Annotated in this window: 29 protein-coding genes and 1 tRNA gene; 18 read left to right on the forward strand and 12 right to left on the reverse strand. The window is 61.3% G+C overall.

What is annotated here, in order from left to right:
* The coding region (locus tag CSZ94_RS27710) for a hypothetical protein (RefSeq protein ID WP_146009855.1) at window positions 1–556 on the reverse strand (556 nt) is incomplete at its 3' end.
* 401 nt (window positions 557–957) lie between these two features.
* On the opposite strand from CSZ94_RS27710, the gene CSZ94_RS28100 reads away from it, so the two are divergent.
* Window positions 958–1,095: a hypothetical protein gene (locus CSZ94_RS28100; RefSeq protein WP_180977543.1), complete on the forward strand. Its 138-nt coding sequence runs from the start codon at window positions 958–960 to the stop codon at window positions 1,093–1,095.
* 1,208 nt (window positions 1,096–2,303) lie between these two features.
* Here the strand turns inward: CSZ94_RS28100 and CSZ94_RS19640 are convergent.
* The 6 genes from CSZ94_RS19640 to petA all read right to left on the reverse strand — a co-directional run bounded on the left by CSZ94_RS19640 (window position 2,304) and on the right by petA (window position 6,576).
* Window positions 2,304–2,379 (reverse strand) — tRNA-Thr (locus tag CSZ94_RS19640).
* Window positions 2,380–2,405: 26 nt separating this feature from the next.
* Entirely contained in the window at window positions 2,406–2,918 is a 513-nt protein-coding gene (locus CSZ94_RS19645; protein WP_102123071.1) for a ClpXP protease specificity-enhancing factor, read from the reverse strand.
* 105 nt (window positions 2,919–3,023) lie between these two features.
* Entirely contained in the window at window positions 3,024–3,635 is a 612-nt protein-coding gene (locus tag CSZ94_RS19650) for a glutathione S-transferase N-terminal domain-containing protein (protein WP_010394154.1), read from the reverse strand.
* A 120-nt stretch (window positions 3,636–3,755) separates the two neighbouring features.
* Window positions 3,756–4,520, reverse strand: a complete 765-nt coding sequence (locus tag CSZ94_RS19655; protein WP_102123072.1) for a cytochrome c1 — start codon at window positions 4,518–4,520, stop codon at window positions 3,756–3,758.
* 32 nt (window positions 4,521–4,552) lie between these two features.
* Window positions 4,553–5,965: a cytochrome b gene (locus CSZ94_RS19660; RefSeq protein WP_102123073.1), complete on the reverse strand. Its 1,413-nt coding sequence runs from the start codon at window positions 5,963–5,965 to the stop codon at window positions 4,553–4,555.
* A 2-nt stretch (window positions 5,966–5,967) separates the two neighbouring features.
* Window positions 5,968–6,576 carry a ubiquinol-cytochrome c reductase iron-sulfur subunit gene (gene petA / locus CSZ94_RS19665; protein WP_102123074.1) on the reverse strand — a complete coding sequence of 203 codons (609 nt, stop codon included), beginning with the start codon at window positions 6,574–6,576 and terminating at the stop codon, window positions 5,968–5,970.
* A 411-nt stretch (window positions 6,577–6,987) separates the two neighbouring features.
* On the opposite strand from petA, the gene mscL reads away from it, so the two are divergent.
* From mscL to CSZ94_RS19685, 4 genes are read left to right on the forward strand one after another with little or no spacing between them, the layout of a single operon-like run.
* On the forward strand, window positions 6,988–7,443 hold the full coding sequence (gene mscL, locus CSZ94_RS19670) for a large conductance mechanosensitive channel protein MscL (protein ID WP_102123075.1): 456 nt from the start codon (window positions 6,988–6,990) through the stop codon (window positions 7,441–7,443).
* Window positions 7,444–7,484: 41 nt separating this feature from the next.
* The gene (locus CSZ94_RS19675; RefSeq protein WP_180977544.1) at window positions 7,485–8,645 is read left to right on the forward strand and encodes a Do family serine endopeptidase; all 1,161 of its coding nucleotides are present in this window, start codon (window positions 7,485–7,487) and stop codon (window positions 8,643–8,645) included.
* A gap of 21 nt (window positions 8,646–8,666) precedes the next feature.
* Window positions 8,667–9,359, forward strand: a complete 693-nt coding sequence (locus CSZ94_RS19680; protein ID WP_102123077.1) for a DUF2461 domain-containing protein — start codon at window positions 8,667–8,669, stop codon at window positions 9,357–9,359.
* A gap of 15 nt (window positions 9,360–9,374) precedes the next feature.
* A complete protein-coding gene (locus CSZ94_RS19685; RefSeq protein ID WP_258001102.1) occupies window positions 9,375–9,719 on the forward strand; it encodes a cupin domain-containing protein in 345 nt (114 codons plus the stop codon).
* A 13-nt stretch (window positions 9,720–9,732) separates the two neighbouring features.
* On the opposite strand, the gene CSZ94_RS19690 is transcribed toward CSZ94_RS19685, so the two are convergent.
* The 5 genes from CSZ94_RS19690 to CSZ94_RS19710 all read right to left on the reverse strand — a co-directional run bounded on the left by CSZ94_RS19690 (window position 9,733) and on the right by CSZ94_RS19710 (window position 12,751).
* Window positions 9,733–10,779 (reverse strand): NAD(P)H-dependent glycerol-3-phosphate dehydrogenase, encoded by a 1,047-nt coding sequence (locus CSZ94_RS19690; RefSeq protein WP_102123078.1) that lies wholly within the window; start codon window positions 10,777–10,779, stop codon window positions 9,733–9,735.
* 77 nt (window positions 10,780–10,856) lie between these two features.
* On the reverse strand, window positions 10,857–11,318 hold the full coding sequence (locus CSZ94_RS19695) for an SH3 domain-containing protein (RefSeq protein ID WP_102123079.1): 462 nt from the start codon (window positions 11,316–11,318) through the stop codon (window positions 10,857–10,859).
* 84 nt (window positions 11,319–11,402) lie between these two features.
* Entirely contained in the window at window positions 11,403–11,876 is a 474-nt protein-coding gene (gene secB, locus CSZ94_RS19700; RefSeq protein ID WP_010394167.1) for a protein-export chaperone SecB, read from the reverse strand.
* A gap of 160 nt (window positions 11,877–12,036) precedes the next feature.
* On the reverse strand, window positions 12,037–12,303 hold the full coding sequence (gene grxC, locus CSZ94_RS19705) for a glutaredoxin 3 (RefSeq protein WP_102123080.1): 267 nt from the start codon (window positions 12,301–12,303) through the stop codon (window positions 12,037–12,039).
* Window positions 12,304–12,334: 31 nt separating this feature from the next.
* On the reverse strand, window positions 12,335–12,751 hold the full coding sequence (locus CSZ94_RS19710) for a rhodanese-like domain-containing protein (RefSeq protein ID WP_102123081.1): 417 nt from the start codon (window positions 12,749–12,751) through the stop codon (window positions 12,335–12,337).
* Window positions 12,752–12,857: 106 nt separating this feature from the next.
* Here CSZ94_RS19710 and gpmA point away from each other — a divergent pair, with 106 nt between their 5' ends.
* The 13 genes from gpmA (at window position 12,858) to gspD (ending at window position 25,278) form a co-directional block, all read left to right on the forward strand.
* Window positions 12,858–13,604 carry a 2,3-diphosphoglycerate-dependent phosphoglycerate mutase gene (gene gpmA / locus CSZ94_RS19715; RefSeq protein WP_101483505.1) on the forward strand — a complete coding sequence of 249 codons (747 nt, stop codon included), beginning with the start codon at window positions 12,858–12,860 and terminating at the stop codon, window positions 13,602–13,604.
* A gap of 76 nt (window positions 13,605–13,680) precedes the next feature.
* Window positions 13,681–15,141, forward strand: coding sequence for a murein hydrolase activator EnvC family protein (locus CSZ94_RS19720; RefSeq protein WP_102123082.1), 1,461 nt, complete (start codon window positions 13,681–13,683; stop codon window positions 15,139–15,141).
* A 48-nt stretch (window positions 15,142–15,189) separates the two neighbouring features.
* On the forward strand, window positions 15,190–16,671 hold the full coding sequence (locus tag CSZ94_RS19725; RefSeq protein WP_102123083.1) for a S41 family peptidase: 1,482 nt from the start codon (window positions 15,190–15,192) through the stop codon (window positions 16,669–16,671).
* Between the two features lie 8 nt (window positions 16,672–16,679).
* Window positions 16,680–17,441: a HesA/MoeB/ThiF family protein gene (locus CSZ94_RS19730; protein ID WP_102123084.1), complete on the forward strand. Its 762-nt coding sequence runs from the start codon at window positions 16,680–16,682 to the stop codon at window positions 17,439–17,441.
* A gap of 93 nt (window positions 17,442–17,534) precedes the next feature.
* On the forward strand, window positions 17,535–17,987 hold the full coding sequence (gspG, locus tag CSZ94_RS19735) for a type II secretion system major pseudopilin GspG (protein WP_102123085.1): 453 nt from the start codon (window positions 17,535–17,537) through the stop codon (window positions 17,985–17,987).
* A gap of 12 nt (window positions 17,988–17,999) precedes the next feature.
* Window positions 18,000–18,494 (forward strand): GspH/FimT family pseudopilin, encoded by a 495-nt coding sequence (locus tag CSZ94_RS19740; protein ID WP_051959291.1) that lies wholly within the window; start codon window positions 18,000–18,002, stop codon window positions 18,492–18,494.
* The gene (gene gspI, locus CSZ94_RS19745) at window positions 18,494–18,874 is read left to right on the forward strand and encodes a type II secretion system minor pseudopilin GspI (protein WP_289950767.1); all 381 of its coding nucleotides are present in this window, start codon (window positions 18,494–18,496) and stop codon (window positions 18,872–18,874) included. Before CSZ94_RS19740 ends, gspI begins: the two co-directional genes overlap by 1 nt.
* Complete coding sequence (locus CSZ94_RS19750; protein ID WP_102123087.1) at window positions 18,874–19,497, forward strand: PulJ/GspJ family protein; 624 nt, start codon at window positions 18,874–18,876, stop codon at window positions 19,495–19,497. Before gspI ends, CSZ94_RS19750 begins: the two co-directional genes overlap by 1 nt.
* The gene (gspK, locus tag CSZ94_RS19755; RefSeq protein ID WP_102123088.1) at window positions 19,494–20,486 is read left to right on the forward strand and encodes a type II secretion system minor pseudopilin GspK; all 993 of its coding nucleotides are present in this window, start codon (window positions 19,494–19,496) and stop codon (window positions 20,484–20,486) included. Before CSZ94_RS19750 ends, gspK begins: the two co-directional genes overlap by 4 nt.
* A gap of 19 nt (window positions 20,487–20,505) precedes the next feature.
* Window positions 20,506–21,735 (forward strand): type II secretion system protein GspL, encoded by a 1,230-nt coding sequence (gene gspL / locus CSZ94_RS19760; protein WP_258001103.1) that lies wholly within the window; start codon window positions 20,506–20,508, stop codon window positions 21,733–21,735.
* Entirely contained in the window at window positions 21,732–22,265 is a 534-nt protein-coding gene (gene gspM / locus CSZ94_RS19765) for a type II secretion system protein GspM (protein ID WP_102123090.1), read from the forward strand. Before gspL ends, gspM begins: the two co-directional genes overlap by 4 nt.
* Window positions 22,262–23,038 (forward strand): type II secretion system protein N, encoded by a 777-nt coding sequence (locus CSZ94_RS19770; protein WP_102123091.1) that lies wholly within the window; start codon window positions 22,262–22,264, stop codon window positions 23,036–23,038. The genes gspM and CSZ94_RS19770 overlap by 4 nt, the downstream gene beginning before the upstream one ends.
* Window positions 23,035–25,278: a type II secretion system secretin GspD gene (gene gspD, locus CSZ94_RS19775; protein WP_102123092.1), complete on the forward strand. Its 2,244-nt coding sequence runs from the start codon at window positions 23,035–23,037 to the stop codon at window positions 25,276–25,278. Before CSZ94_RS19770 ends, gspD begins: the two co-directional genes overlap by 4 nt.
* The last annotated feature ends 9 nt before the right edge of the window (window positions 25,279–25,287 follow it).

A 25,287-nucleotide genomic window follows, 5' to 3' on the forward strand; every position in this document is an offset into this window, starting at 1 on the left:
TCGTGACCAGTGATTCCGGTCTGGCCCTCAAACTGGGCACGATAGACCGGAATGGGTGGGCGCGATGGACCGGAATGGCTGGGCACAATGGACCGGAATCGGTGGGCACGATGGACCGAAATACCCAGCCAAGGGCCCGTGCAAGATCCGTAGTCGACTTTCCGCTCACAAAACTGGCGATTGACAAGGCCTTAGAACTTTTGGATTGATCTGAAGGTGGAGGGAAATCGTCGTCGTACACTGCTGGCGCCTCCAGATTGGCGATGATGCTGCGTGTACTGTCACCAAAATGTTCGTCGCTGTCGATGGAAACAGCAAACGTGTGTGCGCCCAGCTGACGGAGCATTCTTTTCTCCAGGTGGCCAAATACGAACTGGCACAGGGTGCCTTTGGCTGGGTCAAATACCGGAGCTTTTTCCAGAATTATTTCGCGTCCTTCCTGGATGATGTCGTCCGGTGCCACGCCGTGTTTTGCTGCCTTGATTTTGACTTGGGCCGTGTGTCCCCAGGGGAACGTAATAGCAAGCTGCGCTATTTCGTTGGTGCTAAAAAACATGCCATCCTCCTTGATCCAATATGCATACAGGTATGAGTAAAACGTACCCACGGTTGTGTGCGAATAGACGAGGAACTGCTCTCATCTGCCCGGTCGCACCCGGGTACTGCATTGCATGCGGATCGACCTGATGGCTCTAGTCGTGAGCTGATCACGAAAGGTCCAGGCAGACGCAGAAGAGTTGAGGAGGGAATGGGGCGGAATAGGAATTGCCCAAGATGGCGATGCTGGGCGCGCCAGCGTTGGTGGAGCACAGGCGTATAGGTTCCTGCCCTGGTTGGCGTTGGGATTACGTTGCAGATGGTCGACCAAGATGACACATCGTGAAGATCACGAAACGTCAGGCGTATACACGAGAAGATTCAGGGATACGGTAATTACTGATATGCCAAGAGTTGCTGATGTTGAGCGTGTTCAGCCGAGCAATCGCCAAGCGTTTGCTGGAAGAAGCGTCAGAAGCTGACGATTTTGTGAACTGCTTTGTTGGTTACTTTTTACAGGGAATTGCATTTACAATATTGCCGCATGGCGACATCTAATAGTATCACTTCAATTTCTCTGTGGCAACGTCATTTTGATCGCAGCGTCTGCAGGGGGCAGGGACGGGTATCAATGCCTGAAGCTCATGATTGGAAACTTGTTGACAGGCAATATGTGTTGCTTCATGATGCTGATTCGCTCTGCGGAATGGCCAGGGATTTACTTCCTGAAAACTGAAATCTACCTCAACACACAATGCCCGCTATGGCGGGAATTGCTCTTCAAGTAACGCCAGTTTGAATGGCGCACCATTTCTATTTCGTCTCTTGACTGACCAACGAACTGCTTTCTACCTCGGTCCAGCAGAACAATGAGCGACGCATAGCAGGCGCCATCGACGTTTCACAAGCGGAGTATCGTCTCCAGTACCCGGCAAGCCTGTTTTTTTCATCCTGACGCTTCTCCTCATCAGCTTTAACTGGTCGTGTGTCGATCCAACACATTAACCAGGCCATTGGCCGGACTACGTTTGCCGTCCCCATCTCTGAATATGAAAAACCGGTGTGGCGCCACCAATGACCTGTCTCTTTTGCAGGTAGCGCGACGCGGGAGACCGCATGGCAGTTGCGCCCGGCGCCTGAAGCCGGGTGGGGGACAAGCGCCGAAAGGCGCTTGCGTATTGACTGCGCGTCAGGGGCGACGTCGATACGGAACAGTATTCTTGGGCTGGGGCCGTGCCCCGGCGTTGTCGGACATGTGCCGGACAATGTGACGCTGACCATTGAGGTTGGCCTGTTGTTCGGCGCTCAAATTTCGAGGCGATGAATGGATCAGCAACAACCGCGAGCAGTAGAACACCTGATGGCAGGTTCTCAATCTTGGCTTGGCTTTATGCCGCTTGACTTGGAACGGCGGACACATGTCGACACCGCATGTGCTGCTTACCACCTGGGGAGAAAACCGCAGACATTGCGGGTATGGGCGTCCGCCGAAAATGGACCTCTGCGACCGATTCGGGTGAACGGCCGGTTGGCCTGGCCGGTAGAGGGTATCCGGCGCGTTCTTGGTGCTTGAGAGAAGGGCGTCGCACCTGTGCATGCGATGTATTCGATAAGAGCCCTTTTGGGCTCTTTGATCTCCTATGCATGGTGCGACAGGCCGCTGGTTAATCCGGCTTGATTGATCAAGCCGGGTTACACAGGGGTTACATGGCGTCCAGAAAGCAAAAAGCCCAATCCTGAGCATTGGGCTAAGTGCTTGAATTTATTGGTGCCGACTGCCGGTTTCGAACTGGCCACCTGATGATTACAAATCAACTGCTCTACCAAATGAGCTAAGTCGGCAAAAACTGTGCGTTGCGAATTATACGCTATTTAATGCGCGTCAGGGTCGGGCGGCCGCCTTTTTTTGGTGGCTCGTCGTCGCCGGGCGTGGCGTTGTCGCGTTGTTCGGGGGAACTGGTTGGCACGGACGACAGGGCCGGGGCGCTGGAGACCGGGGCCAGTGCTGGCGGTGGCAGGTCGGCGGAGGCTGGGCTGTCGGTCGGTTGCGCGTCGGGGTCATCGTTGCCCAGCACGGGCTCGAAAGCCATGCCCTGGCCGTTTTCGTTGGCGTAGATGGCCATCACGTTGTCGACCGGCACGTAGATTTCGCGCGAGACGCCGCCAAAGCGGGCGTGGAAGCGGACGGCGTCGTTGTCCATCTTCAGGGCGCTGGTGGCGCCGAAGCTGATGTTGAGCACGATTTCGCCCTTTTTCACGTATTCCATCGGTACCGTGGTGCGCGAATCGACTTTGACCGCGAGATAAGGCGTGTAGCCGCTGTCGGTGCACCATTCGTAGATGGCGCGCAGCATATAAGGTTTGGTTGAGATTTCAGACATGATAGGCACTGTGAGGCGGGAGCGCCCCTCGTCAAGCTTGAGGCGGGCGCACCGGTAGTTCAAAAGACACAGATACCCCGGCAAGCGTGGCTTGCCGGGAATATCTTAACGGCGCATGACCTTTTCGGATGGCGTCAGCGCTTCGATGTAGGCAGGACGCGAGAAGATGCGTTCGGCGTATTTCATCAGCGGTGCAGCCGTCTTCGACAGTTCGATGCCGTAGTGGTCCAGGCGCCACAGCAGCGGCGCGACAGCCACGTCGAGCATCGAGAATTCGTCGCCCAGCATGTACTTGTTTTTCAGGAACAGCGGCGCCAGGGTCGTCAGGCGGTCGCGGATTTCCGCGCGTGCCTTGTCGTGGGCCTTGTCGTTGCTCTTGGCGCGTTCGCTTTCCAGCACGTGCACGTGCACGAACAGCTCTTTTTCGAAATTGAACAGCATCAGGCGCGCGCGGGCACGCATCAGCGGATCGGCCGGCATCAGTTGCGGATGCGGGAAGCGCTCATCGATGTACTCGTTGATGATGTTCGATTCATACAGGATCAGTTCGCGCTCGACCAGGATAGGCACCTGGCCATACGGGTTCATGGTCGAAATGTCTTCCGGTTTGTTGAACAGGTCGACGTCGCGCACTTCGAAGTCCATGCCTTTTTCAAACAGGACCAGGCGGCAACGTTGCGAAAATGGGCAGGTTGTACCCGAATAGAGAACCATCATTTTTTATAGTTCCTTAGAAACAAAGGGGGTGAAGCCGCGAACGGCTCACCCCAGGTCGCTTGTCCACTCATGCGGACAACGCAGAAACAGGCATAAACCGGCCTATGGCCGGCGCCTCACTTATTTGACTTCCTTCCAGAACGACGCGTTAAGGCGCCATGCCAGCAGAGCAAATACCGACAGGAACAGCAGCACCCACACGCCCAGGCGTTTGCGTGTTTGCTGTGCCGGTTCGGCCATCCACTCCATGTAGCCGACCAGGTCGGCTACCGCATTGTCATACTCGATCTTGTTCAACGTGCCGGGCTTGACCTGCTCGAAGCCGGCAAATTTGTGGATCTTCTTGCTTGGCTCGTGGGGATCCGTCTCTTCCACGAACTTGGCAGTCTGGACACCTTGCAATTCCCATAATACATGCGGCATGGCAACATTCGGCAAGACCATGTTGTTCCAGCCGGTCGGCCGAGTGTCGTCTTTATAGAACGTACGCAGGTAAGTATACAGGTAGTCGCCGCCTGTGCCAGCGGAAGATGATTTCGCGCGCGAAATTACCGACAAATCCGGCGGTACGACGCCAAAGAACGCCTTGGCGTCCTGCGGTGCCAGGGCCGTGGTCATCAAGTCGCCTACTTTATCGCCGGAGAACAACAGATTCTGCTTGATCTGGTCTTCCGTCAAGCCCAGGTCGCGCAGGCGGTTGTAGCGCATCGACACGGCGGCGTGGCAATTCAGGCAATAATTGACGAACAATTTGGCGCCATGTTGCAGCGCTGCCATGTTGGTCTGGCGGTCAGGCGCCTTATCCAGCGGAAAGCCGCCTTCGCTGGCGAGAGCCATGGCGGGCACGAAGGCCAGGATGGCGAGCAGTTTTTTTGAAAATTTCATGTAAGGTCCTTTGAGCGTGGCGTGAGAGCGGCTTAGTGCGGGTGAAACGTCACACGCGACGGCACGGTCTTGAACTTGCCCATTGCACTCCACCATGGCATCAGCAGGAAGAAGCTGAAGTAAATCAGTGTGCACACTTGCGACACGATGGTTTTCGTATCCGTTGGCGCCTGGGTACCGAGGTAGCCGAGGATCAGGAACGACAGGCCGAAGATGGCGTACACATATTTGTGCCAGTTCGGACGGTAGCGTATCGATTTCACTGGGGAATGGTCGAGCCATGGCAGGAAGGCCAGGATCACGACGGAACCGCCAAAGAACACCACGCCCCAGAATTTCGCGTCCAGCACCTGCGGCAGCATGCCGATGATGGCGACGATGGCGATGCCGGCGATGGCCGACTTGATCGTCGTCGACAGGCGCGACTTGAGCCAGATGAATACCACGTAGGCCGCCACGACACCCATCAGCACGTACATGAAGTCGGCCGTGGTGGCACGCAGCACCGAGTAGAACGGCGTGAAGTACCAGGTTGGCGCGATGTGCAGCGGGGTTTTCAGCGAATCGCCAGGCAGGAAGTTGTTGTATTCCAGGAAATAGCCGCCCATTTCCGGCGCGAAGAACACGACGGCGCTGAAAATGACGAGGAAGATCGACACGCCAAACAGGTCATGCACGGTGTAGTACGGATGCGAAGGAATCGAATCGAGCGGGTGGCCATCGGCGCCCAGGTTTTCCTTCACTTCGATGCCGTCCGGGTTGCTGGAGCCCACTTCATGCAGGGCGATCAAGTGTGCTGCAACCAAGCCCAGCAGTACCAGCGGGATGGCGATCACGTGGAAGGCGAAGAAGCGGTTCAGGGTCGCGTCGGACACAACGTAGTCGCCGCGGATCCACAAGGACAGGTCAGGGCCGATGAACGGGATGGCGCCAAACAGGTTGACGATCACTTGTGCGCCCCAGTACGACATCTGGCCCCATGGCAACAGGTAGCCGAAGAACGCTTCGGCCATCAGGCACAGGAAGATGGCGAAACCGAACAGCCAGATCAGTTCACGCGGCTTGCGGTACGAGCCGTACAGCAGGGCGCGCGTCATGTGCAGGTAGACGATAATGAAGAAGGCCGAGGCGCCCGTCGAGTGCATGTAGCGCACCAGCCAGCCCCACGGTACTTCGCGCATGATGTACTCGACGGAATTGAAGGCCAGCGCCGCATCCGGTTTGTAGTGCATCGTCAGGAAGATGCCGGTGACGATCTGCAAGACCAGCACCAGCATGGCCAGTGAGCCGAAGATGTACCAGAAATTGAAGTTTTTCGGGGCGTAGTACTTGCCCCATTGGTCATTCCACAGCTTGGTCAGGGGAAAGCGGTCATCGACCCAGCCCAGCGCTTTTTCGGCGACGGGAGCGTCGGCCGGGAATTTCGTTTCTTTAAAAGCAGCCATGATCAAGCCTCGCCTTTCTCGTCTTTACCTATCAGCAATTTGGTGTCGCTCAGGTACATATGGCGCGGCACTTGCAGGTTGTCCGGCGCAGGCTTGTTCTTGAACACGCGGCCTGCCATGTCAAAGGTGGAGCCATGGCAAGGGCACAGGAAGCCGCCTTCCCAGTCATCGGGCAGCGACGGTTGCGGGCCGGGGGTAAATTTTGAGGAAGGGGAGCAGCCCAGGTGGGTGCAGATGCCGACGGCGATGAGAATTTCAGGCTTGATCGAGCGCCATTCGTTCATGCAGTAGTCAGGCGTGAATTCGGCGGGATTGCGTTGGGAATTGGCATCGGCGACTTTGCCATCGGTTTGTTTGAGCGACGCGATCATTTCTGGCGTGCGCTTGATGATCCAGACCGGCTTGCCGCGCCATTCGACGGTGCGCATTTCGCCGGCTTGCAAGGTGGTGATGTCTACTTCAACCGGCGCGCCAGCCGCTTTCGCGCGCTCCGACGGCTGGAAGGTGCTTACCAAGGCTCCCGCGGTTGCCAATCCAACTACACTGCCCGCCGCGCACGTGGCGACGAGCAAGCCGCGACGGCCTGAATCGACCTGCTTTTCGTTACTCATGCAAACCCCAATCAGTCAAAATGCGAATCTTTATTATGAGTGGCAGCCGCGAAAAACCCGTCGCCGAAGCTCTTTCCCACCGATTGCCGCAACCCGCATCTTTGCGCGGTAAAGTGGCAACATCCCTGCGGAACTTCGGCCAATGGCGCAGCCCGTGCCAGTTTCTTGTTGATTATCCGGAAGTGAAAAAGCCACTTCTGGCAACCGCAAATTATAAGTGAAGCAAACAACGAATAAAACAAAAACGTTGCTTGTACCATAATTTATATACTTTTGCAGGAGGTGGCTAGTTCTTTCGAACTAGATACGCCCCGCTGTGCCCGAATTGGTCTTGACGACAACCACAAGTTGGTGGCACCGGGAATCAATAGTATGATCGACATGTTTTTATACCTATCCGAAGGAGTAGCCATGGCAATGATGAAGGAATTTAAAGAATTTGCAATGAAAGGCAACGTTGTCGACTTGGCGGTCGGTGTCATCATCGGCGGCGCCTTCGGCAAGATTGTCGATTCCCTGGTGCAAGACGTGATCATGCCACCCATCGGGCGCATTTTCGGCGGCCTTGATTTCGCCAATTACTATTTGCCTCTGAACGGCCAGGCCACGACGATGACCCTGGTGGAAGCGAAAAAGGCGGGCGCCGTGCTGGCCTACGGCAACTTCCTGACCATTTTGCTCAATTTTGTCATTCTTGCCTTCATCATCTTCCAGATGGTGCGCCTGATGAACAAGGCCCGCCGCAGCGAAGCGGCCTCGCCGGTCCCGACGCCGGACGCCGTCACGTCGGAAGACATCGTGTTGCTGCGTGAAATCCGCGACTCCCTGCAGCAGAACGCACGCAACAGCAACAATCTGGCAAAATAAGGCGTTCCGGCACCGGCCGGCTGACCTGGGCAGAGAACTCTATGCGACGATTCTGGTTATTGTTTGCGCAAACCGTGACCATCGCGTTGGCGCTGTACTTTGTGTACGGCGCGCTGCGCCCGGCCAGCCGGGTACAGCAGCTGGGCTCTGCTGCAAAACCGGTGCCCGTGGTGGAAACGGCATCGAGCAGCCTGTCGCCCGGTTCCTACCGCGACGCGGCGGCGCGCGCCATGCCCGCCGTTGTCAATATCCTCACCCTGCAAGTACCCAAGCGCGGCGCCCATCCGCTGGCGCGCGATCCCTTTTTTAAACGTTTCTTCGGCGACCGCGCCCCGGACGGCGAGGATGACGAGGACTTGAAAAACAGCCTCGGTTCGGGCGTCATCGTCAGCCATGAAGGCTATGTTCTCACCAACAACCATGTGGTGGAAGGCGCCGATGAAATCGAAGTCGTGCTCACCGACGGGCGCAAGGCGCCGGCCAAGGTAGTGGGCCTGGATCCGGAAACGGACCTGGCCGTGATCAAGATCGACCTCGACAAACTGCCCGTCATCGTGCTGGGCCAGTCGGAACTGGCACGCGTGGGCGACGTGGTGCTGGCCATCGGCAACCCGTTCGGCGTGGGCCAGACGGTGACCATGGGCATCATCTCCGCCTTGGGCCGCAACAATCTGCACATCAACAGCTTTGAAAACTTCATCCAGACGGATGCGGCCATCAACTTCGGCAACTCGGGCGGCGCCCTGGTCGATACGCGCGGCAACCTGATCGGCATCAATACGGCCATCTATTCGCAAAGCGGCGGCTCGGTCGGCATCGGCTTCGCCATACCCGTCTCGACGGCCAAGACGGTGATGGAAGCCATCATCAAGGATGGCCATGTGGTGCGCGGCTGGATCGGCGTGGAAACGCAGGACATCACGCCCGAGTTGGCGCAAAGCTTTGGTCTGCAGCGTACCAGCGGCGCCATCATCGCCGGCGTGGTGCGCAACGGTCCGGCCGACAAGGCGGGCATCGTGCCCGGCGACATCCTGCTGACGGTGGATGGCAAGCCCGTCGGCGATACGACGGAAATGCTCAACCTGATCGCCCAACTGCCACCCGGCGGAAAAGCTAAAATGACGGTGCTGCGCAAGAATCGCGAAGCGGCGCTCGACGTGATGGTGGGCAAGCGCCCTCTACCGAAAGAGCTTTCCAAATAGTTGCTGATCGGAATTTGACACATGCATGTGCGTGATTTGACCCAATTTTTACGTGAACTGAGCGAGAATAACAACCGTCCCTGGTTTGTCATGAACAAGCCCCGCTACGACATCCTGCGCGAGGAATTCCTCGCCCTGGTGACTAGCCTGATCGGTGAGCTGGGCAAGTTTGACCCGGCCGTGAAGTACTGCAATCCGAAGAAGGCCTTGTTCCGCATCAACCGCGACGTGCGTTTCGCGCACGACAAGAGCCCGTACAAGACGCGGTTTTCGGCCGCCATCGCGCCAAACGACATGCGCCGCCCCAGCAAGGCGGGCGGCCCCACGTATTATCTGCAGATCGATGGCCAGAGCAAGCTATTGTTCGGTGCCGGCGAATACATGCCGCCACCCGGCCGCCTGAAGGCGCTGCGCGAACACATGGTCAACGACGCGCCAGGTTTTTCCAAAGTACTGAAAAATAAGCGCTTGAAGGCGCGTTTCGGCAGCATCCAGAACGAGGGCAAGTTGCAGCGCCCGCCCAAGGGTTTCGAGGCGGACGCCGAACATATCGAATTCATCAAGCTGAAGAGCTTTTTTGTCTGGAGCGAAGTGCCGCTGCCCGTGAACGAACCGGAAAAACTGCTGTCGACCCTGGCGCAAGGCTTGCAGGATGCGTGGCCGCTGGTCGAATGGATGCGCGGCGCGAAAGAGCCGGACGAAGTCCCCGAGTAATTGCTGAAGGAGCACATGATGGCACTGGAGCACGCAAGTTCAGGACAGGTGATCGAGGTGCTGCGCAGGGACGGTGACGACCTGTCGCAGTTTTCCGCCATCGCGCTGGCCAAGACGGAGGAGCTGGAATTGATCCGCATGTGCATGCCCAAGGGCAAGACCATGCCCGAGCATCATGTCCCCGGTGAAATCACCTTGCTGTGCCTGCAAGGGCAGGTGGCGGTGGATGCGCATGGCAAGGAGCACCTGCTGGGGCCGGGGCAGATGCTGTACTTGCACGGCGGCCAGGCGCATGCGCTGGCCGCGCGCGAAGACAGTCTGGTGCTGCTGACGATATTGATGGTCAAGGTGGGGCGCTAATTCCCCTAGCGATTCAGGCCGCCTCAGCGCGCGGATCGCGCGACAGCAGTTGCTGCACCATCAGGTGCGGCAAATCGCCATCGAACAACACGCCGGCTACCGCGTTGGTGATCGGCATGTCGACGCCCATGCGGCGCGCCAGTTCGCGCACGGCATTGGCGCAGGGCACGCCTTCGGCCACGTGACCGAGTTCGGCCACGATGGTGGCCAGCGCCTTGCCTTGCGCCAGGCCCAGGCCGACCCGGCGGTTGCGCGACAGGTCGCCCGTGCAGGTCAAAATCAAATCACCCATGCCCGTCAAGCCCATGAATGTTTCCGTCTGGCCACCCAGGGCCGTGCCCAGGCGCGTGATTTCCGCCAGGCCGCGCGTGATCAGTGCGGCGCGCGCATTCAAGCCCAGGCCCAGGCCGTCGGCCACGCCGGTGGCAATCGCCAGCACGTTCTTGACGGCGCCGCCCACTTCCACGCCCACCAGGTCTTCGCTGGCATACACGCGGATGGTGCCGCCATGCAAGGCCGAGACGACGGCGCCGCGCAAGGCGACACTGTGCGAAGCGATGGTCAGCGCGCACGGCAAGCCGCGTGCCACTTCCTGCGCGAACGAGGGCCCGGACAGGGCGCCGCCGGGGATGTTGTCGCCCAGCACTTTCTGCACGATCTGGTGCGGCAGCAGGCCCGTGCCGCCTTCAAAGCCCTTGCATAGCCACACCAGCTTGCCGATGGCCTTGTCTTTCAATTGCAGCAGCAGGGGCCGCAAGCCGGCCACGGGACAGGCGGCGATCAAGAGGCCCTGTTCGCCACCGGCGTGCGCCACGGCGGCGTCGAAATCGGCGCTTATGCGCAATTGCGGCGGCAAAGGGAAGCCCGGTAAATAGCTGTTTTCGCCGCTGGCGGCCATGGCGGCCATGGCGTCGCCGTTGCGGCCCCACAGCAGCACGTCGTGGCGGCCTGCCAGGGCCATGGCCACAGCCGTGCCCCAGGCGCCGGCGCCCAGCACGGTAATGCGGCGTGGGGCAGCTGTGGTGCTGGTATCGGGAGTGTTTTCAGGGGAAACTTGCATGCAACCTCAGTCTGGCAGGGGGAAGGGCACGGCGCGGCTGGCCGTTGCCCGGATGAATCTGGCGGTGCTTACGATGCTTACAGGCCCCACACTTCGCTGGTCTTGACGTAGCCGCTCTGGCCGTCCTTGTGGCGCACCTTGACCCAGCCGGAGCTGGCTTGCTCGCTCATTTCCAGCAGCACGCCCTTGTCGACGAGGATGATGGGCGAGGCGGTATCGTCGGGGCTGGCGCGAACCTTGAGGTTCGCGGCGCGCGCCACGACGTTGCGCTTGGCCGACAGGCCTTTGGCTTCGGTCCAGGCCATTTCGCCGCTGGCGTCGCGCACCTTGACCCATTCGCCGTAGCTGAGCACGACTTCCAGCGGCATGCCGCGTGGCGCCACGTACAGCTTGCCGCCCTTGGCGGATGGCGCGTCGTACAGGATCACGGGGCTTGCTCCCACCGTTTTGAAATCGACGGCGTGGCTGGCGGCGGAGGCCAGCAGCAGCACGGCGCCGGCTATCCAGCGGAACTTGCTCAAGAGCGCACTTTTCAACATGATATTTTTTGAACCTTAACGAAACACGGCGGCCAGGCCGCCGTGTCAGGCCAACCTTGACGGCTGGCGGGGTCTTGCAAGAGCTTAGTGCGTTTCGCTGGCTGCTGGCGCTGCGGCAGCAGCGTCAGCAATAGCTTGCAGACGTTGTTGGTAGAACACTTCGAAGTTGATCTCGGCCAGGTGCACTGGCGGGAAGCCGGCACGGGTGATCACGTCGGCGATGTTGGCGCGCAGGTAAGGGTAGATGATGTTCGGGCAGCCGATTCCCAGCAGCGGATCGAGTTGATCGGCAGGAATGTTGCGTGCTTCGAAGATACCAGCTTGCTTGCCTTCGACCAGGAAAGCGACTTTATCGCCGACTTTGGCGGTCACGGTGATGGTCACGGTGGCTTCAAAGATGCCGTCGGCCAGAGGCGCAGCGCCCACGTCCAAAGCTACTTCGATCGCTGGTGCTTCTTGTTCCAGGAAAATAGCTGGGGAATTTGGTTGTTCGAGCGACATGTCTTTCAGGTAGACGCGTTGGATTTGGAAGACTGGTTGCAGATTTTCGTCAGACATGGAACGCTTTCGTTGTAGAGGACAAGAACGGCACACCGTTCAAATATGGTGCTTGCGGTATGTAAACCGTGCCGGGTAGGCACGGCCAGATCAGGTGCGAGGGCAATTGTATCAAAACAATACGACAAAAAACCAAGCAATTTCTCGAACCCGCTTTATATCAGGCTGCCGTCCCATTTAACAAGGGGTCCAGCTTGCCGGCTTGATCGAGCGCATACAAATCGTCGAATCCGCCCACGTGGGTGTCGCCCACATAGATTTGCGGCACCGTGCGGCGGCCCGTGCGTTCCATCATCTTGATGCGCTCTTCCGGGTCGAGGTCGACGCGGATCTTTTGCACGCTCACGCCCTTGGCTTCCAACAGGCGTTCGGCGCGCACGCAATACGGGCACACGGCGGTGCTATACACAATTACTGGGACACTCATGATGACTCCTTATGTTAATGCTGGCGCAGGCTTACTTGGCCAGCGACAAGGTTTTCAATGGCAAACCTTGCTTTTTCCATTCGTCGAGGCCGCCTTCCAGGCTCGTTGCCTCGGCGAAACCGGCTTTGCCCAGCAGGCCGACGGCCGTTGCCGAACGCGAACCTTTCTGGCAAACCACTACAATGGGGCGCGTTTTGAATTTTTCCAGCTCGCCCAGGCGTTTTGCCAGTTCCGGCAGCGGCATGTTTTTCGCGTCAGGCAAGTGGCCCGTGGCGAATTCTTCCGCGCTGCGCACGTCGATGATGATGGTCTTGCCTCGGTTGATCAGTTGCGTGACTTCCAGCACGGTCGCGCGTTTGCCGCGCATCGACAGCAGTGGCCAGAGGAGGGCGCCGCCGGAAATAATGACGATGGCAAACAGAAAAATGTGGTCGATAATGAATTTCACGTAGGGTCCAATGGTTTAAGTCAATCCGCGCATTATAAAATAGAAGCTGGACGAGGTCTTTTTACGTTTTGCTTTTTTGATTTGAACCCCTTGAGAAGATAGAACTATGTACAAAATCGTTTTCATGCGTCACGGCGAGTCCACCTGGAACCTCGATAACCGCTTCACCGGCTGGACCGACGTCGATCTGACGGAAAAGGGCGTCAACGAAGCCAAGGCCGCCGGCCAGATCCTCAAGCAGGAAGGGTTTACGTTCGACGTAGCTTACACTTCGGTCTTGAAGCGCGCCATCCGTACCCTGTGGCTGGCGCTCGACGAGATGGACATGATGTATTTGCCAATCAAGAATGACTGGCGTTTGAACGAACGCCACTATGGCGCCCTGCAAGGCCTGGACAAGGGCGAGACGGCCGCCAAGTATGGCGACGAGCAAGTACTGGTATGGCGCCGCAGCTATGACACGCCGCCGCCGCCGCTGGAAGCTGACGATGACCGCGCCTCGTTCAACGATCCGCGCTATGCCGGCTTGCCGAAGGCCTCGATTCCCCTGACGGAATGCCTGAAAGACACCGTGGCGCGCGTGATGCCGTCTTGGGACGAAGAAATCGCCCCGGCCATCCGCGCCGGCAAGAAAATCATCATTTCGGCCCACGGCAACAGCCTGCGCGCGCTGATCAAGATGCTGGACGGCATCAGCGACAGCGACATCGTGGGCCTGAACATTCCGAACGGCCAGCCGCTCGTGTATGAACTGGACGCCGACCTGAAACCGATCCGTCACTACTACCTGGGCGACCCGGCAGCGATTGCGGCAGCGCAAGCGGCCGTGGCGAACCAAGGGAAGGCCAAGTAACTTGTTGTCTTTCTTCCGCGGCACAGCGATCGCCCCCTCTGCTGAACGACCCCTGCCGGCGTGGCGCGCCGGTGCCATGCTGTGCGCAGCGCTGCTGTTGTCGAGCGGCGCCGTACAGGGTGCCAAGCCCACCGAACGCAGCAAGCAGAAAGTGGCCGCGGAAGCACAACGTGCTGGATTGCAACAAAAGCTGACGGCGCTCAAGCGCGACATCAGCCGCACGGAAAGCGCCAAGGATGACGCGGCCGATACCCTGGCCGAGTCGGAAGAGGCCATTTCCAACGCCAACCGCGCCTTGCGCGACCTGGCGCAGGAGCAAAGCGCGACGGGCGTGAAACTCAATGTGCTGGGGCAGGAGCACCAGCAACTGACGGCCACCGTCGAGAAACAAAAAGCGCAGCTGTCCAAATTGCTGCGTAAACAATATGTCGCCGGCAACGAAGACCGCATCAAGCTGCTCTTGTCGGGCGACAATCCGAACCGCATCAACCGCGATTTGCAACTGATGGCCTATGTGTCGCAGGCGCAGGCACGCTTGCTGGAAGCCTTGCGCGTCAACTTGCTGGCGGTGGAGAAAAATCAGGCGGATGTGCAGAACGCCAAGGATGAACTGGAAGAAATCGCGCAGGAAGAGCGCGACCAGAAGGCCCTGCTGGTGCAGGAAAAGGCGCGCCGCGCCGCCTTGCTGACGAGCTTGTCGCAACGCCTGGTGGCGCAGCGCAAGGAAGTGGGCAATGTCGAGCGCGACGAGCAGCGCATGGGCAACCTGGTCGGCAAGCTGGCGAAACTGATCGAAGAGCAGGCCGCCGCCGCTGCGGCCGAAAAGAAACGCCAGCAATTGCTGGCCGAGCAGCGCGCCGCCGCCAAAGCGGCCGCCGACGCCAAGATTGCGGCGGAAAAACGCGAACGCCTGCTGGCCGCGCGCGCCAAGGCCGCCCAGGCGCAGGCCGAACGCGAGCGCATTGCGAAAGAGCAACAAAACAAGTCGGGCAAGATCAAGCCGCAGACGCCGCCACCGCCGCCTGTGAAACTGGAACCGATCGATGACGACGAGCCGCCGCAAGTGGCCAAGGTGGCGACCAAGCCCGAGCCGAAGGAACCTGAGCCGGAACGCCCGAGCCTGGGCCCGGCCGCGCCGGCCGGCGCCTTTGCCAGCATGAAAGGGCAGTTGCGCTCGCCCGTGGCGGGCAAGATCGCCGCCCGCTTCGGCAGTAAGCGCGGTGACGGCCCCAGCTGGAAGGGCGTGTTCATCCGCACGGGCGAAGGCAGCGAGGTCCACGCCATCGCCGGCGGCCGCGTGGTATTTTCCGACTGGCTGCGCGGTTTCGGCAATTTGATCATCGTCGACCATGGCGGCCAGTACATGAGTATTTATGGCAATAACCAATCCTTGCTGAAACGCGTGGGCGATGCCGTCAAGGGCGGCGACGCCATTGCCAGCGCGGGCAACAGCGGCGGCAACGAGGAATCAGGGCTATACTTTGAATTGCGCCATCAGGGCCGCGCCTTCGACCCCGCCACCTGGGTGAAGTTTTAAGTTCCCCACCATTGCTGCGGCAGCGAATTTGTAGATTGCGAAGAATACATGGGTATCAAAGTCAAAAGTATCGGCCTGATCGGTCTGGGCGTATTGGCCGGCATCGGCATGTCGCTGCAGTTCCCGGCCGTGGCGCAGAAAATCACGAATGCCCCGCTGCCGCTCGACGAGCTGCGCCAGCTGTCCGATGTGTTCGGCCTGATCAAGTCGGATTATGTCGAGAAGGTGGAAGACAAGAAACTCTTGACGGAAGCCATTTCCGGCATGGTGTCGTCGCTGGACCCGCATTCTGTCTACCTCGACAAGAATGCCTTCAAGGAAATGCGCGAAAGCGTGCAGGGCAAGTTTGTCGGCATCGGCATCGAAGTGAGCATGGAAGACGGCTACGTGAAAGTCGTCTCGCCCATCGAAGACAGCCCTGCCGCCAAGGCCGGCATCCTGGCGGGCGACCTGATCACCCGTCTCGACAATATCCCGCTGAAAGGCTTGCAGCTGGAGGAAGTCATCAAGAAGATGCGCGGCCAGCCTGGCACCAAGCTGGTGCTGACGATGTCGCGCAAGGGCGAAAGCCGCCCGCTGGTGTTCCCCATCGTGCGCGAGGAAATTCGCGTGCAAAGCGTGAAGGCCAAGATGGTCGCGCCCGGCTATGCCTGGCTTCGCATCGCCCAGTTCCAGGAACCGACCGTCGATGACATGGTCAAAAAAATCAACGCGTTGTATGCGCAAGACCCCAAGCTCAAGGGCCTGGTGCTGGACTTGCGCAACGATCCCGGTGGCGTGGTGCCGGGCGCCATCGGCGTGGCGACAGCATTTCTTCCGGGTAACTCCGTGATTGTCTCCACCAAGGGCCAGTTGCCCGAGTCGAAACAGGTGTTTTATGGCCGCCGCGAATTCTATGCGCCACCGGGCACCAAGGCCGACCCGCTGGCCAAGCTGCCGGCCGCGCTGAAAACCGTGCCGCTGGTGGTGCTGGTCAATGCCGGTTCCGCGTCCGCCTCGGAAATCGTCGCCGGCGCCTTGCAGGATTACCAGCGTGCCACCGTCATGGGCACACAGACCTTCGGCAAGGGTTCCGTGCAAACCTTGCGCCAGATCACGGCCGATACGGCCGTCAAGCTGACGACGGCCCGCTACTACACGCCGAAAGGCCGCGCCATCCAGGCGCGCGGCATCGTGCCCGACTTGCTGGTCGATGAAACGGCCGAAGGCGATGGCTGGAACAGCCTGCGCGTGCGCGAGGCGGACCTGGAAAAGCACTTGAGCAGCGATGATGGCAAGCCGGAAGCGGCCAAGCCAACCATGGAAGGCATGCAAGATCAATTGGAAGAAGAGCAGCGCCTGATTGCCACGGCGAAAAAGCGCAAGCCGCTCGAATACGGCGCCAAGGATGATTTCCAGCTGCAACAAGCCTTGAACCACTTCCAGGGCTTGCCGGTGCAGCTGGCCAAGGGCGAGAAAATCAGCGCCAAGCCGGAAATCGCTTCCGACATCAAGGCGGACGACAAGAAAATCCCTGTGCAAAAACCGTAGTTGCCGCCATGAACGACCATCAGCTGCTGCGCTATTCGCGCCACATCCTGTTAGACGAGATCGGTATTGAAGGCCAGCAAGCCTTGCTCGATGCGCATGTGCTGGTGGTCGGTGCGGGCGGGCTCGGCTCGCCGGCCGCCATGTACCTGGCCGCCAGCGGTGTCGGCAAGCTGACCCTGGTCGATGACGACACGGTCGACCTGACCAATCTGCAGCGCCAGATCGCCCACACGACGGCCCGCGTGGGCCAGCCGAAAGTGCTGTCGGCGCGCGAAACCTTGACCGGCATCAATCCCGAGATAGACATCGTTGCATTGCAAGAGCGCCTCGACGGCGCGCGCCTGGCCGAACTGGTCTTGTCCGCCACGGTGGTGCTCGATTGCACGGACAACTTCGCCACGCGCCATGCCGTCAACCGCGCCTGCGTGGCGGGCAGGGTGCCGCTGGTGTCGGGCGCCGTGATCCGTTTCGACGGGCAAGTGAGCGTGTTCGACCCGCGCACGGGCACCCAGCCATGTTATTCCTGCCTGTTTCCGCAGGAACAGCAGTTCACGGACGAGGCGTGTTCGAGCATGGGCGTGTTCGCGCCGCTGGTGGGTGTGGTGGGCGCCATGCAGGCGGCCGAGGCGCTGAAACTGGTGATGGGCGTGGGGCAATCACTGGCCGGGCGCCTGCTGCTGCTTGACGGTTTGCACATGGAATGGAGCAGCATGCAGGTCGCGCGCGACCCCGGCTGCGCCGTTTGCGGTGGAGTGGTCTTGCCGCTCTGAGTCGCCGCGCACAAATTTTTCCCCATATGACAGGCTTTGTCATATTTCCGCTTTATACTCTGCACTCATTACTCACCTTCTTCTCTCTTTCTTATGCAAAACGCAGCAAACCATCCGACCCGCCAGCGCCGCGCGCGCGGCTTCACCTTGATCGAAATCATGGTCGTGGTGGTGATCATGGGCATCCTCGCTTCGCTGGTGGTGCCCAAGCTGATCGCCCGCACGGGCGAGTCGAAAGTGGCGGCGGCGAAAGTCGACATCGCCACCGTGATGCAAGCATTGAAACTGTATCGCTTGGACAACCAGCGCTACCCGACCACCGAGCAGGGCTTGCAGGCGCTGATCGAGAAACCCACCACGGGACCGGCCGCGAATGGCTGGAAGGCGGGCGGCTACCTGGAAAAGATGCCGAAGGATCCGTGGGGCAATCCCTACCAGTTCCTGTCGCCGGGCGTGAAAGGCGAAGTCGACCTGATTTCGCTGGGCGCCGACGGCCAGCCTGGCGGTAGCGGCGACGATGCCGATATCGGCTCCTGGGAACTGTAAGTTTTCCATTGCATGCCTGCCATGACCACCGGTCGCGCACCGCCCCGGCCACGCGCCAGCGGCTTCACGCTGATCGAATTGCTGGTGGTGATGGTCATCATTGGCGTCACCCTGGGCCTGGTGTCGCTGAACGCCATGCCGAATGGCCAGCAAGCGCTGCAGAAGGAAGCCGAGCGCATCGCGCTGCTGCTGCAACTGGCGCGCGATGAAGCCATCGTGCGCAGCCGGCAAGTGGCATTCGAGGCTGACGAAAATCAATACCGTTTCCTGGTCCTCAATGAAAAGCTGTGGCAACCCGTGACGCAGGACGATTTGCTGCGCGAGCGGGCATTTGCCAACACGCCCATGCTGCTCAGCGTGCAGCCATCGAACAGCGTGGCCCAGCCGCTGCGCATCATCTTCGGCCGCGAACCGGTCGACAAGCCTTTCGTGCTGACCCTGGCCAGCGGCGAACGCAGCGTGGCCATCCGCGCCGACGGCATCGGCCATTTTACGGTCGAACAATGATGCGGCGCTCATTTCGCCGCCACCCGCGCGGCTTCACTTTGCTGGAAGTATTGGTCGCCCTGGTCATCGTCGGCACGGCCCTGGGCGCCTCGCTGCGCGCCGTCGGCAGCCTGACGCAAAATAGCGACGGCTTGCGCAGCGCCATGATGGCCACCTGGTCGGCCGAAAACCACCTGGTGCGGCTGCGCCTGGCGAAAACCTTCCCGCAGACGGGCAAGCGCACGGTCGACTGCCCGCAGGGCGATTTAAAACTCATCTGCGAAGAGGAAGTGGTGGCCACGCCGAATCCCCGCATCCGGCAAGTGCGCGTGAATGTGTACGATGTGCAATACCCGGCCCGGCGCATCGTGCGCCTGGTCTTGCTGGCGTTCAACGACTGATGGCGCGCCGTAATCACTCCGCCGCAGGTTTCACCTTGATCGAGCTGCTCGTGGCGATCGGCATCCTGGCCATGGTCGCCGTGCTGGGCTGGCGCGGCCTGGACAGCATCATGCGCTCGCGCGAAGTGCTCACCAGCCAGTTGGAGCAGGCGCGCGGCATGCAGCTGGCGTTTGCCCAGATGCAAAGTGATTGTGACCACCTGGCCGGTGCCGGCCAGAACAATACCTTGCTGAATGGCCGCACCAACCTGAGCGCCGAGACCGACCGCCTGACCCTGGTGCGCCTGGCCGCGTCGGAGCAGGAGCCGCAGCAGTTGCAAGTGGTCACTTACCGTCTGCGCGGCGGCGTGCTGACGCGGCGCGAGTCGAACGGCACGCGCGACCTGGCCGTGCTCGACACCCTGTGGCAGGCGGCGCGCGACGATACCGATACCTCCAACGCCGACGTGGCCTTGATGCATGGCGTCGACAGCATGGTCATGCGCGGCTGGAGCAATGGCGCCTGGAACGTGCTGACGGCGGGCGCCGCCATTTCCAAGCAAGTGCCGGGCCTGGAAGTGACCTTGCAAATGCCGGGCCAGGATGCGGGCCTGTCCAAAGTCTTTTTATTGGGACCGGGATGAAGACGTTTATCCGCCCCGGCCGCCAGCGCGGCGTGGCCGTCATCACGGCCTTGCTGCTGACGGCGCTGGCCATCACCGTCGTCGCCAGCCTGTTCTGGCAGCAGCAAGTGCAGGTGCGCTCGATGGAAAACCAGCGCTTGCGCCTGCAGACGCAGTGGGCCATGCGCGGCATGGTCGACTTCGCCCGCTTCTGGTTGCGCCAGGACAATCCCTCGCTGACGGCGCTGGACGGCGTGTGGGCCACGCCCATCGAGGAAGCGCGGCTCGACGATTATGTGGACCGCGAAAAGGTCGACACGGAAAAATTCGAAGCCACCGTGTCGGGCCGCGCACTCGATGCGCAGGCGCGGTTTAATATTAGCAACCTGGTCGCCGCCACGGGCGGCATCAATCCGAAGCAGGTGCTGGCCTACCAGCGTTTGCTGTCGAACCTGCGGCTCGACAGCGGCCTGGCGCAGGCGACGGCCGAAGTCGTGCTGCGTACGATGCCGAAACCGCGCACTGTGGACAGCGGCAGCGACGGCAAGACGCCCGCCGCCGCGCCCGCATCGGGCGGCAGCAGCGAGCCGGTGGCGTTCACACAGGTCGAGGATTTGCTGGCTGTGTCCGGCTATACGCCGCAGATCATCGAGAAACTGCGCGACTTCATCATCGTGCTGCCGAAACTGAATGCGGGCGACGTGACGGCGGTGAACGTGAATACGGCCCCGGCCGAGGTGCTGGCAGCCGTGACGATGATGTCGCTGTCCGAGGCCAGCGCCCTAACCTTGAGCAATCCGCGTAAAAAGTTTGTTGATTTGGCAAACTTCAAGAATAATATTGATAGCAAGCAAGTGATTGAAGGCGTGGAACTCGATGTGAAGAGTCGCTACTTCCTGACCGTCATCCGCGTGCGGCTGGATCGCGCCGCCCTCGATGCCGTGGCCCTCATTTATCGACAACCAGACCGGGAGCGGGCAACCCGTCTGGTCTGGTTGCGGGAAAATTAACCCCTGAAAGCGAGTCACTTTGACAATATTGTATATCCGTCACCCGGCCAAGGCGTCCACCGACAGCGCGCCTGCCTGCTCCTTCGTGCTGGCCGGCGACGGCGGCGCCTTGCTGCAACAGGGCAGTGCGCCGCTGGGTAGCCTGGGTCAGCTGATTGCCGGCGCGAAGCAGGTGGTATTGCTGCTGGCGGCGGCCGACGTGACCCTGCTGCGCCTGAAAACCCCGCCGCTGGCCGGCGCCCGTTTGCGCGCGGCCTTGCCTGGCCTGGTGGAAGAACATATCCTCGGTGACACTCAGGATTGCCTGCTGGCCGCCGGTGCGCCCGATGGGGCGGGCATGCGCACGGTCGCTGTGGCGCAGCGCGCCTGGGCCGAGGTACTGGTCAAGGCCTTGCTGGTGCAGGGCGCGCACAAGGTGCGGCTGCTGCCATCGCAGCTGTGCCTGCCCTTGCAGCCTGGCAGTGTGACGGCTTCCTTGCACGCGGCCGGCGACGGCCTGGAACTGGCCTTGCGCCAGGCGCCGCAAGAGGGTTTGGGCCTGGTCTTGCCGGCTCAGCCGCAGCAGGCGCTGCTGACGACGCGCGCGTTTGCCGGCGATGTGCCCCTGACGGTCTACGTGGCGCAGGCCGAGTTGGCGCAATATCAACAGCTGGCTGCCGGCATGGAGGGCGTGACGCTGGAGAGCGATCATTGGGCGCATTGGATCGCCGGTGCCCGCGCAACGTCGCTGGACCTGGCGCCCGCACTGGGCACGGCCACGGGATCGGCCACCGAATGGCGCCGCTGGCGCTGGCCGCTGCGCCTGGGGCTGCTGGCCGTGATCGTCAATCTGGCCGGCATGAATATCGAATGGATGCGCCTGAAGCGCGAGGCCGCCACCGTGCGCACCTCGATGCAGCAAACCTTCAAGGCCGCGTATCCGAACGAAGCGCCCGTGTATGGGCTGGAAGCGGAGCAGATGCGGCGCAATATCGCTGCTGCCCGTCTGCAGGGCGGACAAGCCAGCATGGATGACTTCACCAGCATGAGCGCGGCGCTGGGCGAGGCGCTGGGCGGCCTGGCCGGGCGCGGTGTGGTGGCCTCGCTGGAATACCGCGAGCGCGCCCTGATCGTCAAGCTGAAGCCGGACATGGTCGACGCCAGCGCCCAGGCGCAGGTGCGCGACGGCCTGGCCGCGCGCAAGCTGGCCTTGAATGAAACGGCGCCGGGCGTGTGGAAGATCACGCCGGCCACGGGAGTAAAAGCATGAGTGCAGCCGTAAACAAGATACGCGCGGCCCTGACGGGGCAGGAGCAGAACCTGCAAACGTTCTGGGCGGAGCGCACGCAGCAGGAGCGCAAGCTGCTGGCCATCGGCGGCGTGGTGGCGGGCCTGGCGTTCGTCTACGCGGTGTTTTTCGAGCCTGCCTGGACGGGCCGCATCGCCTTGCAAAAGAGCTTGCCCGAGCTGCGCCAGAACGCGGCCCAGCTGCAGGCGCTGGCGCGCGAAGCGGGCGAACTGGCGCGTCAGGCACCCGTGCAGGTCGCGCCCATGGGCCGCGCAAGCCTCGATGCCTCGTTGAAAGCGCGCGGCTTGACACCGCAATCGCTGTCGATGACGGGCGAATACGCGCGCGTGCAGCTCAACGGCGTGCCATTTGCCAGCGTCATGCTGTGGCTGGACGGCTTGCGCCGCGAAGGCCGCGTGGCGGTGCAGGAAGCGAAGATCACGGCGCAGGGCAAGGCAGGGCTGGTCGATGCCAGCCTGACCCTGCACCAGAGCCCGGGCGCGGCACGATGAGGCGCTTGCTTGGCTGGCTGCTGGCCATCATCGTCAGCGTTTGCCTCACCCTGCTGGTATTTTTCCCGGCCGGCTGGGTTGCCGGCATCGTGGAAAAGCAGACGGGTGGACGTTTGACCTTGGGCGACGCGCAAGGTACCCTGTGGCGCGGTTCGGCCTTCATCGGCGGGGCGGCCAGCGCGAACGGCGCCGTGACGCCCCTGCTGCCGGGGCGTTTCAGCTGGCGTATTTCGCCCTCGGTGCTGTGGGGATCGGCGGACGTGGAATTGCAAAACCCGCAGGCGCTGTCGCAGCCGGTGAACTTGCGCGGTTCGTGGTCGCACTGGCAGGTCAGCCCGGCGGCCCTGCTGCTGCCGGCCGATGGTCTCGGTGGCCTGGGCGCGCCGTTAAATACCGTGGCGCCGACGGGCAGCATGCGATTGTCGTGGAGCACCTTGGAGCTGGCCCTGGAGCAGCGGCAGTTTTCCGCCGTCGGCCGCACCACCTTGCAGATGACGGACATGGCCTCGCGCCTGTCGTCCTTGCGTCCGCTGGGCAGCTACGAGCTTGATTTCGATTGGCAGGGGCAGCAGGCGACGTTGACCTTGCGCTCCATCAAGGGACCGCTGCTGCTCGATGGCAGCGGCAGCCTGCAACAGGGGCGCATGCAGTTTTCCGGCCAGGCCCAGGCCGCAGCAGGATATGAAGAGACCTTGGCGAGTTTGTTGAATTTGCTGGGACAGCGCCGTAGCAATAGCGAAAAAAACATCATCGCCTTAGAGTTCAGACAATGAAAAAACCATCCGTGAGCCCCCATACTTTCTCCTTCTCGCTGCGCCGCCTGTCGGCCGCCGCCTTGCTGTGCTGTTCCGTGGCCGGCATGCCGGCACCCGCCTGGGCCGCGCCCGGCGATGAAGCGGCGCTCAATTTCGTCGGCGCCGACATCGAATCGGTGATCAAGGCCGTGGGCCATTACACCAACATCAATTTCGTCATCGACCCGCGCGTCAAGGGCACGATCACCCTGGTGTCGGAAAAATCGATCAGCAAGACGCAAGCCTTCGGGCTGCTGGCCTCGGCCTTGCGCCTGCAAGGCTATGCGGTGGTCTCCGGCGACGGCTACGCGAAAGTGGTGCCGGAAGCGGACGCCAAGCTGCAGTCCGTGCCGACCCAGGTGGGCAACGGCGCCAGCCAGGTGAAGGGCGACCAGATCGCCACCCAGGTGTTTTACCTGAACTACGAATCGTCGGCCAACCTGCTGGCCGTGCTGCGGCCCCTGATTTCGCCGAACAACACGATCAACGCCAACCCGGGCAACAACTCGCTGGTAATCACCGATTACGCGGATAACCTCAAGCGCCTGGCGAAGATCATCGCCGCGCTCGACGTGCCCGCCTCGACGGACCTCGACGTGATCCCCGTGCGCTATGCCATCGCTTCCGACCTGGCTTCGATGGTCAACAAGCTGATGGAAGGCGGCAATGCGGGCGCCGGCGCGGCCGCCGACACGGGCAAGGTCTCCGTGCTGGCCGACCCGCGCACCAATTCGCTGGTGCTGCGCGCGCCATCGGCGGCGCGCGCCAACCTGGCCAAGTCGCTCATCTCGAAGCTGGACCAGCCCACCACGCAGCTGGGCAATGTGCACGTGGTGTATCTGAAGAATGCGGACGCCACCAAGCTGGCGCAGACCCTGCGCTCGGTGGTGACGTCGGACGGCTCGGCCGCCACGGCGCAGCAGGGCACCAGCAACCTCGCCACCAACAACCCGATCAGCCAGAACAACAGCGGCATGAATAGCACCGGCCTGGGCGGCAATACGCAAAATCGCAGCTCGGGCGGCGCTTCGCTGAACAATGCTCCGCAGCAGTTGTCGTCGGGCGGCACGGCCGGCTTCATCCAGGCCGACGCATCGACGAATACCCTGATCCTGACCTGCAACGAAGCCGTCTACCGCAACCTGCGCGCCGTGATCGACCAGCTCGACGTGCGCCGCGCCCAGGTCTACATCGAGGCGCTGATCGTCGAAGTGACGTCGTCCAAGGCGTCCGAGTTCGGCGTGCAGTGGCTGGGCCTGTCGGGCGACAGTGGCAGCAACTACCGCGTGGGGGCGCTGCAGTCGTTCGCTTCCGGCACCAGCAACAATATCGGCGCCATCGCCACGGGCGGCGGCAAGGTCTTGCCGACGGGCGGCCTGACGGTGGGTATCTTCAAGCAGATCAACGGCGCGCTGGGCCTGGGCGCCGTGGCGCATGCGCTGGAATCGGACGGCAACGCGAACATCCTGTCGACGCCGAACTTGATCACCCTGGACAATGAACTGGCGACCATCAAGGTGGGCCAGAACGTGCCCATCCTGACGGGCCAGTACACCAGCACGGCCGGCACCAACACCAACCCGTTCCAGACCATCGACCGCAAGGAAGTGGGCCTGACCCTGAAGGTGCGCCCGCAGATTTCGGAAGGCGGCACCATCAAGCTGGGCATCTATCACGAGACGTCGAGCGTGGACAAGTCCACGGCGTCGGCCGTCAGCGGCATCACCATCAACAACCGCGTGATCGAAAACAATGTGCTGGCCGACGATGGCCAGATCATCGTGCTCGGTGGCCTGATCGAGGACAGCACGGGCGACAATGCCGAGAAAGTGCGCGGCCTGGGCGATATCCCCCTGATCGGCAACCTGTTCAAGTACCAGACGCGCGAGCGCAAGAAAACCAATCTGATGATCTTCCTGCGCCCGGTCATCGTGCGCAACAAGGAGCAGAGCGGCAGCCTGGCCGCCGACCGCTACGACTACATGCGTTCGGCCGAGACGGCCGCCGTGCCGGCGATGGGCAATCTGATGCTGAAAGACCTGGGCACGCCCGTCTTGCCGGCCCTGCAAGATGGCCAGCCGGTGGGCGGCAATATGGTGACGCGCCCCGTGCCGCCGGCGCCGACGCCGCCGCCAGGCGCGCCGGCCAACGCGGCCACGCCGCCGCAGCCGCTGCTGCAGCAATACCAGCAGCAGTCACAGCCGCAGCAGCAGAAGTGACGGGACAGC

Source organism: Janthinobacterium sp. ROICE36 (genome assembly GCF_002869965.1).
Classification (GTDB): domain Bacteria; phylum Pseudomonadota; class Gammaproteobacteria; order Burkholderiales; family Burkholderiaceae_D; genus Janthinobacterium.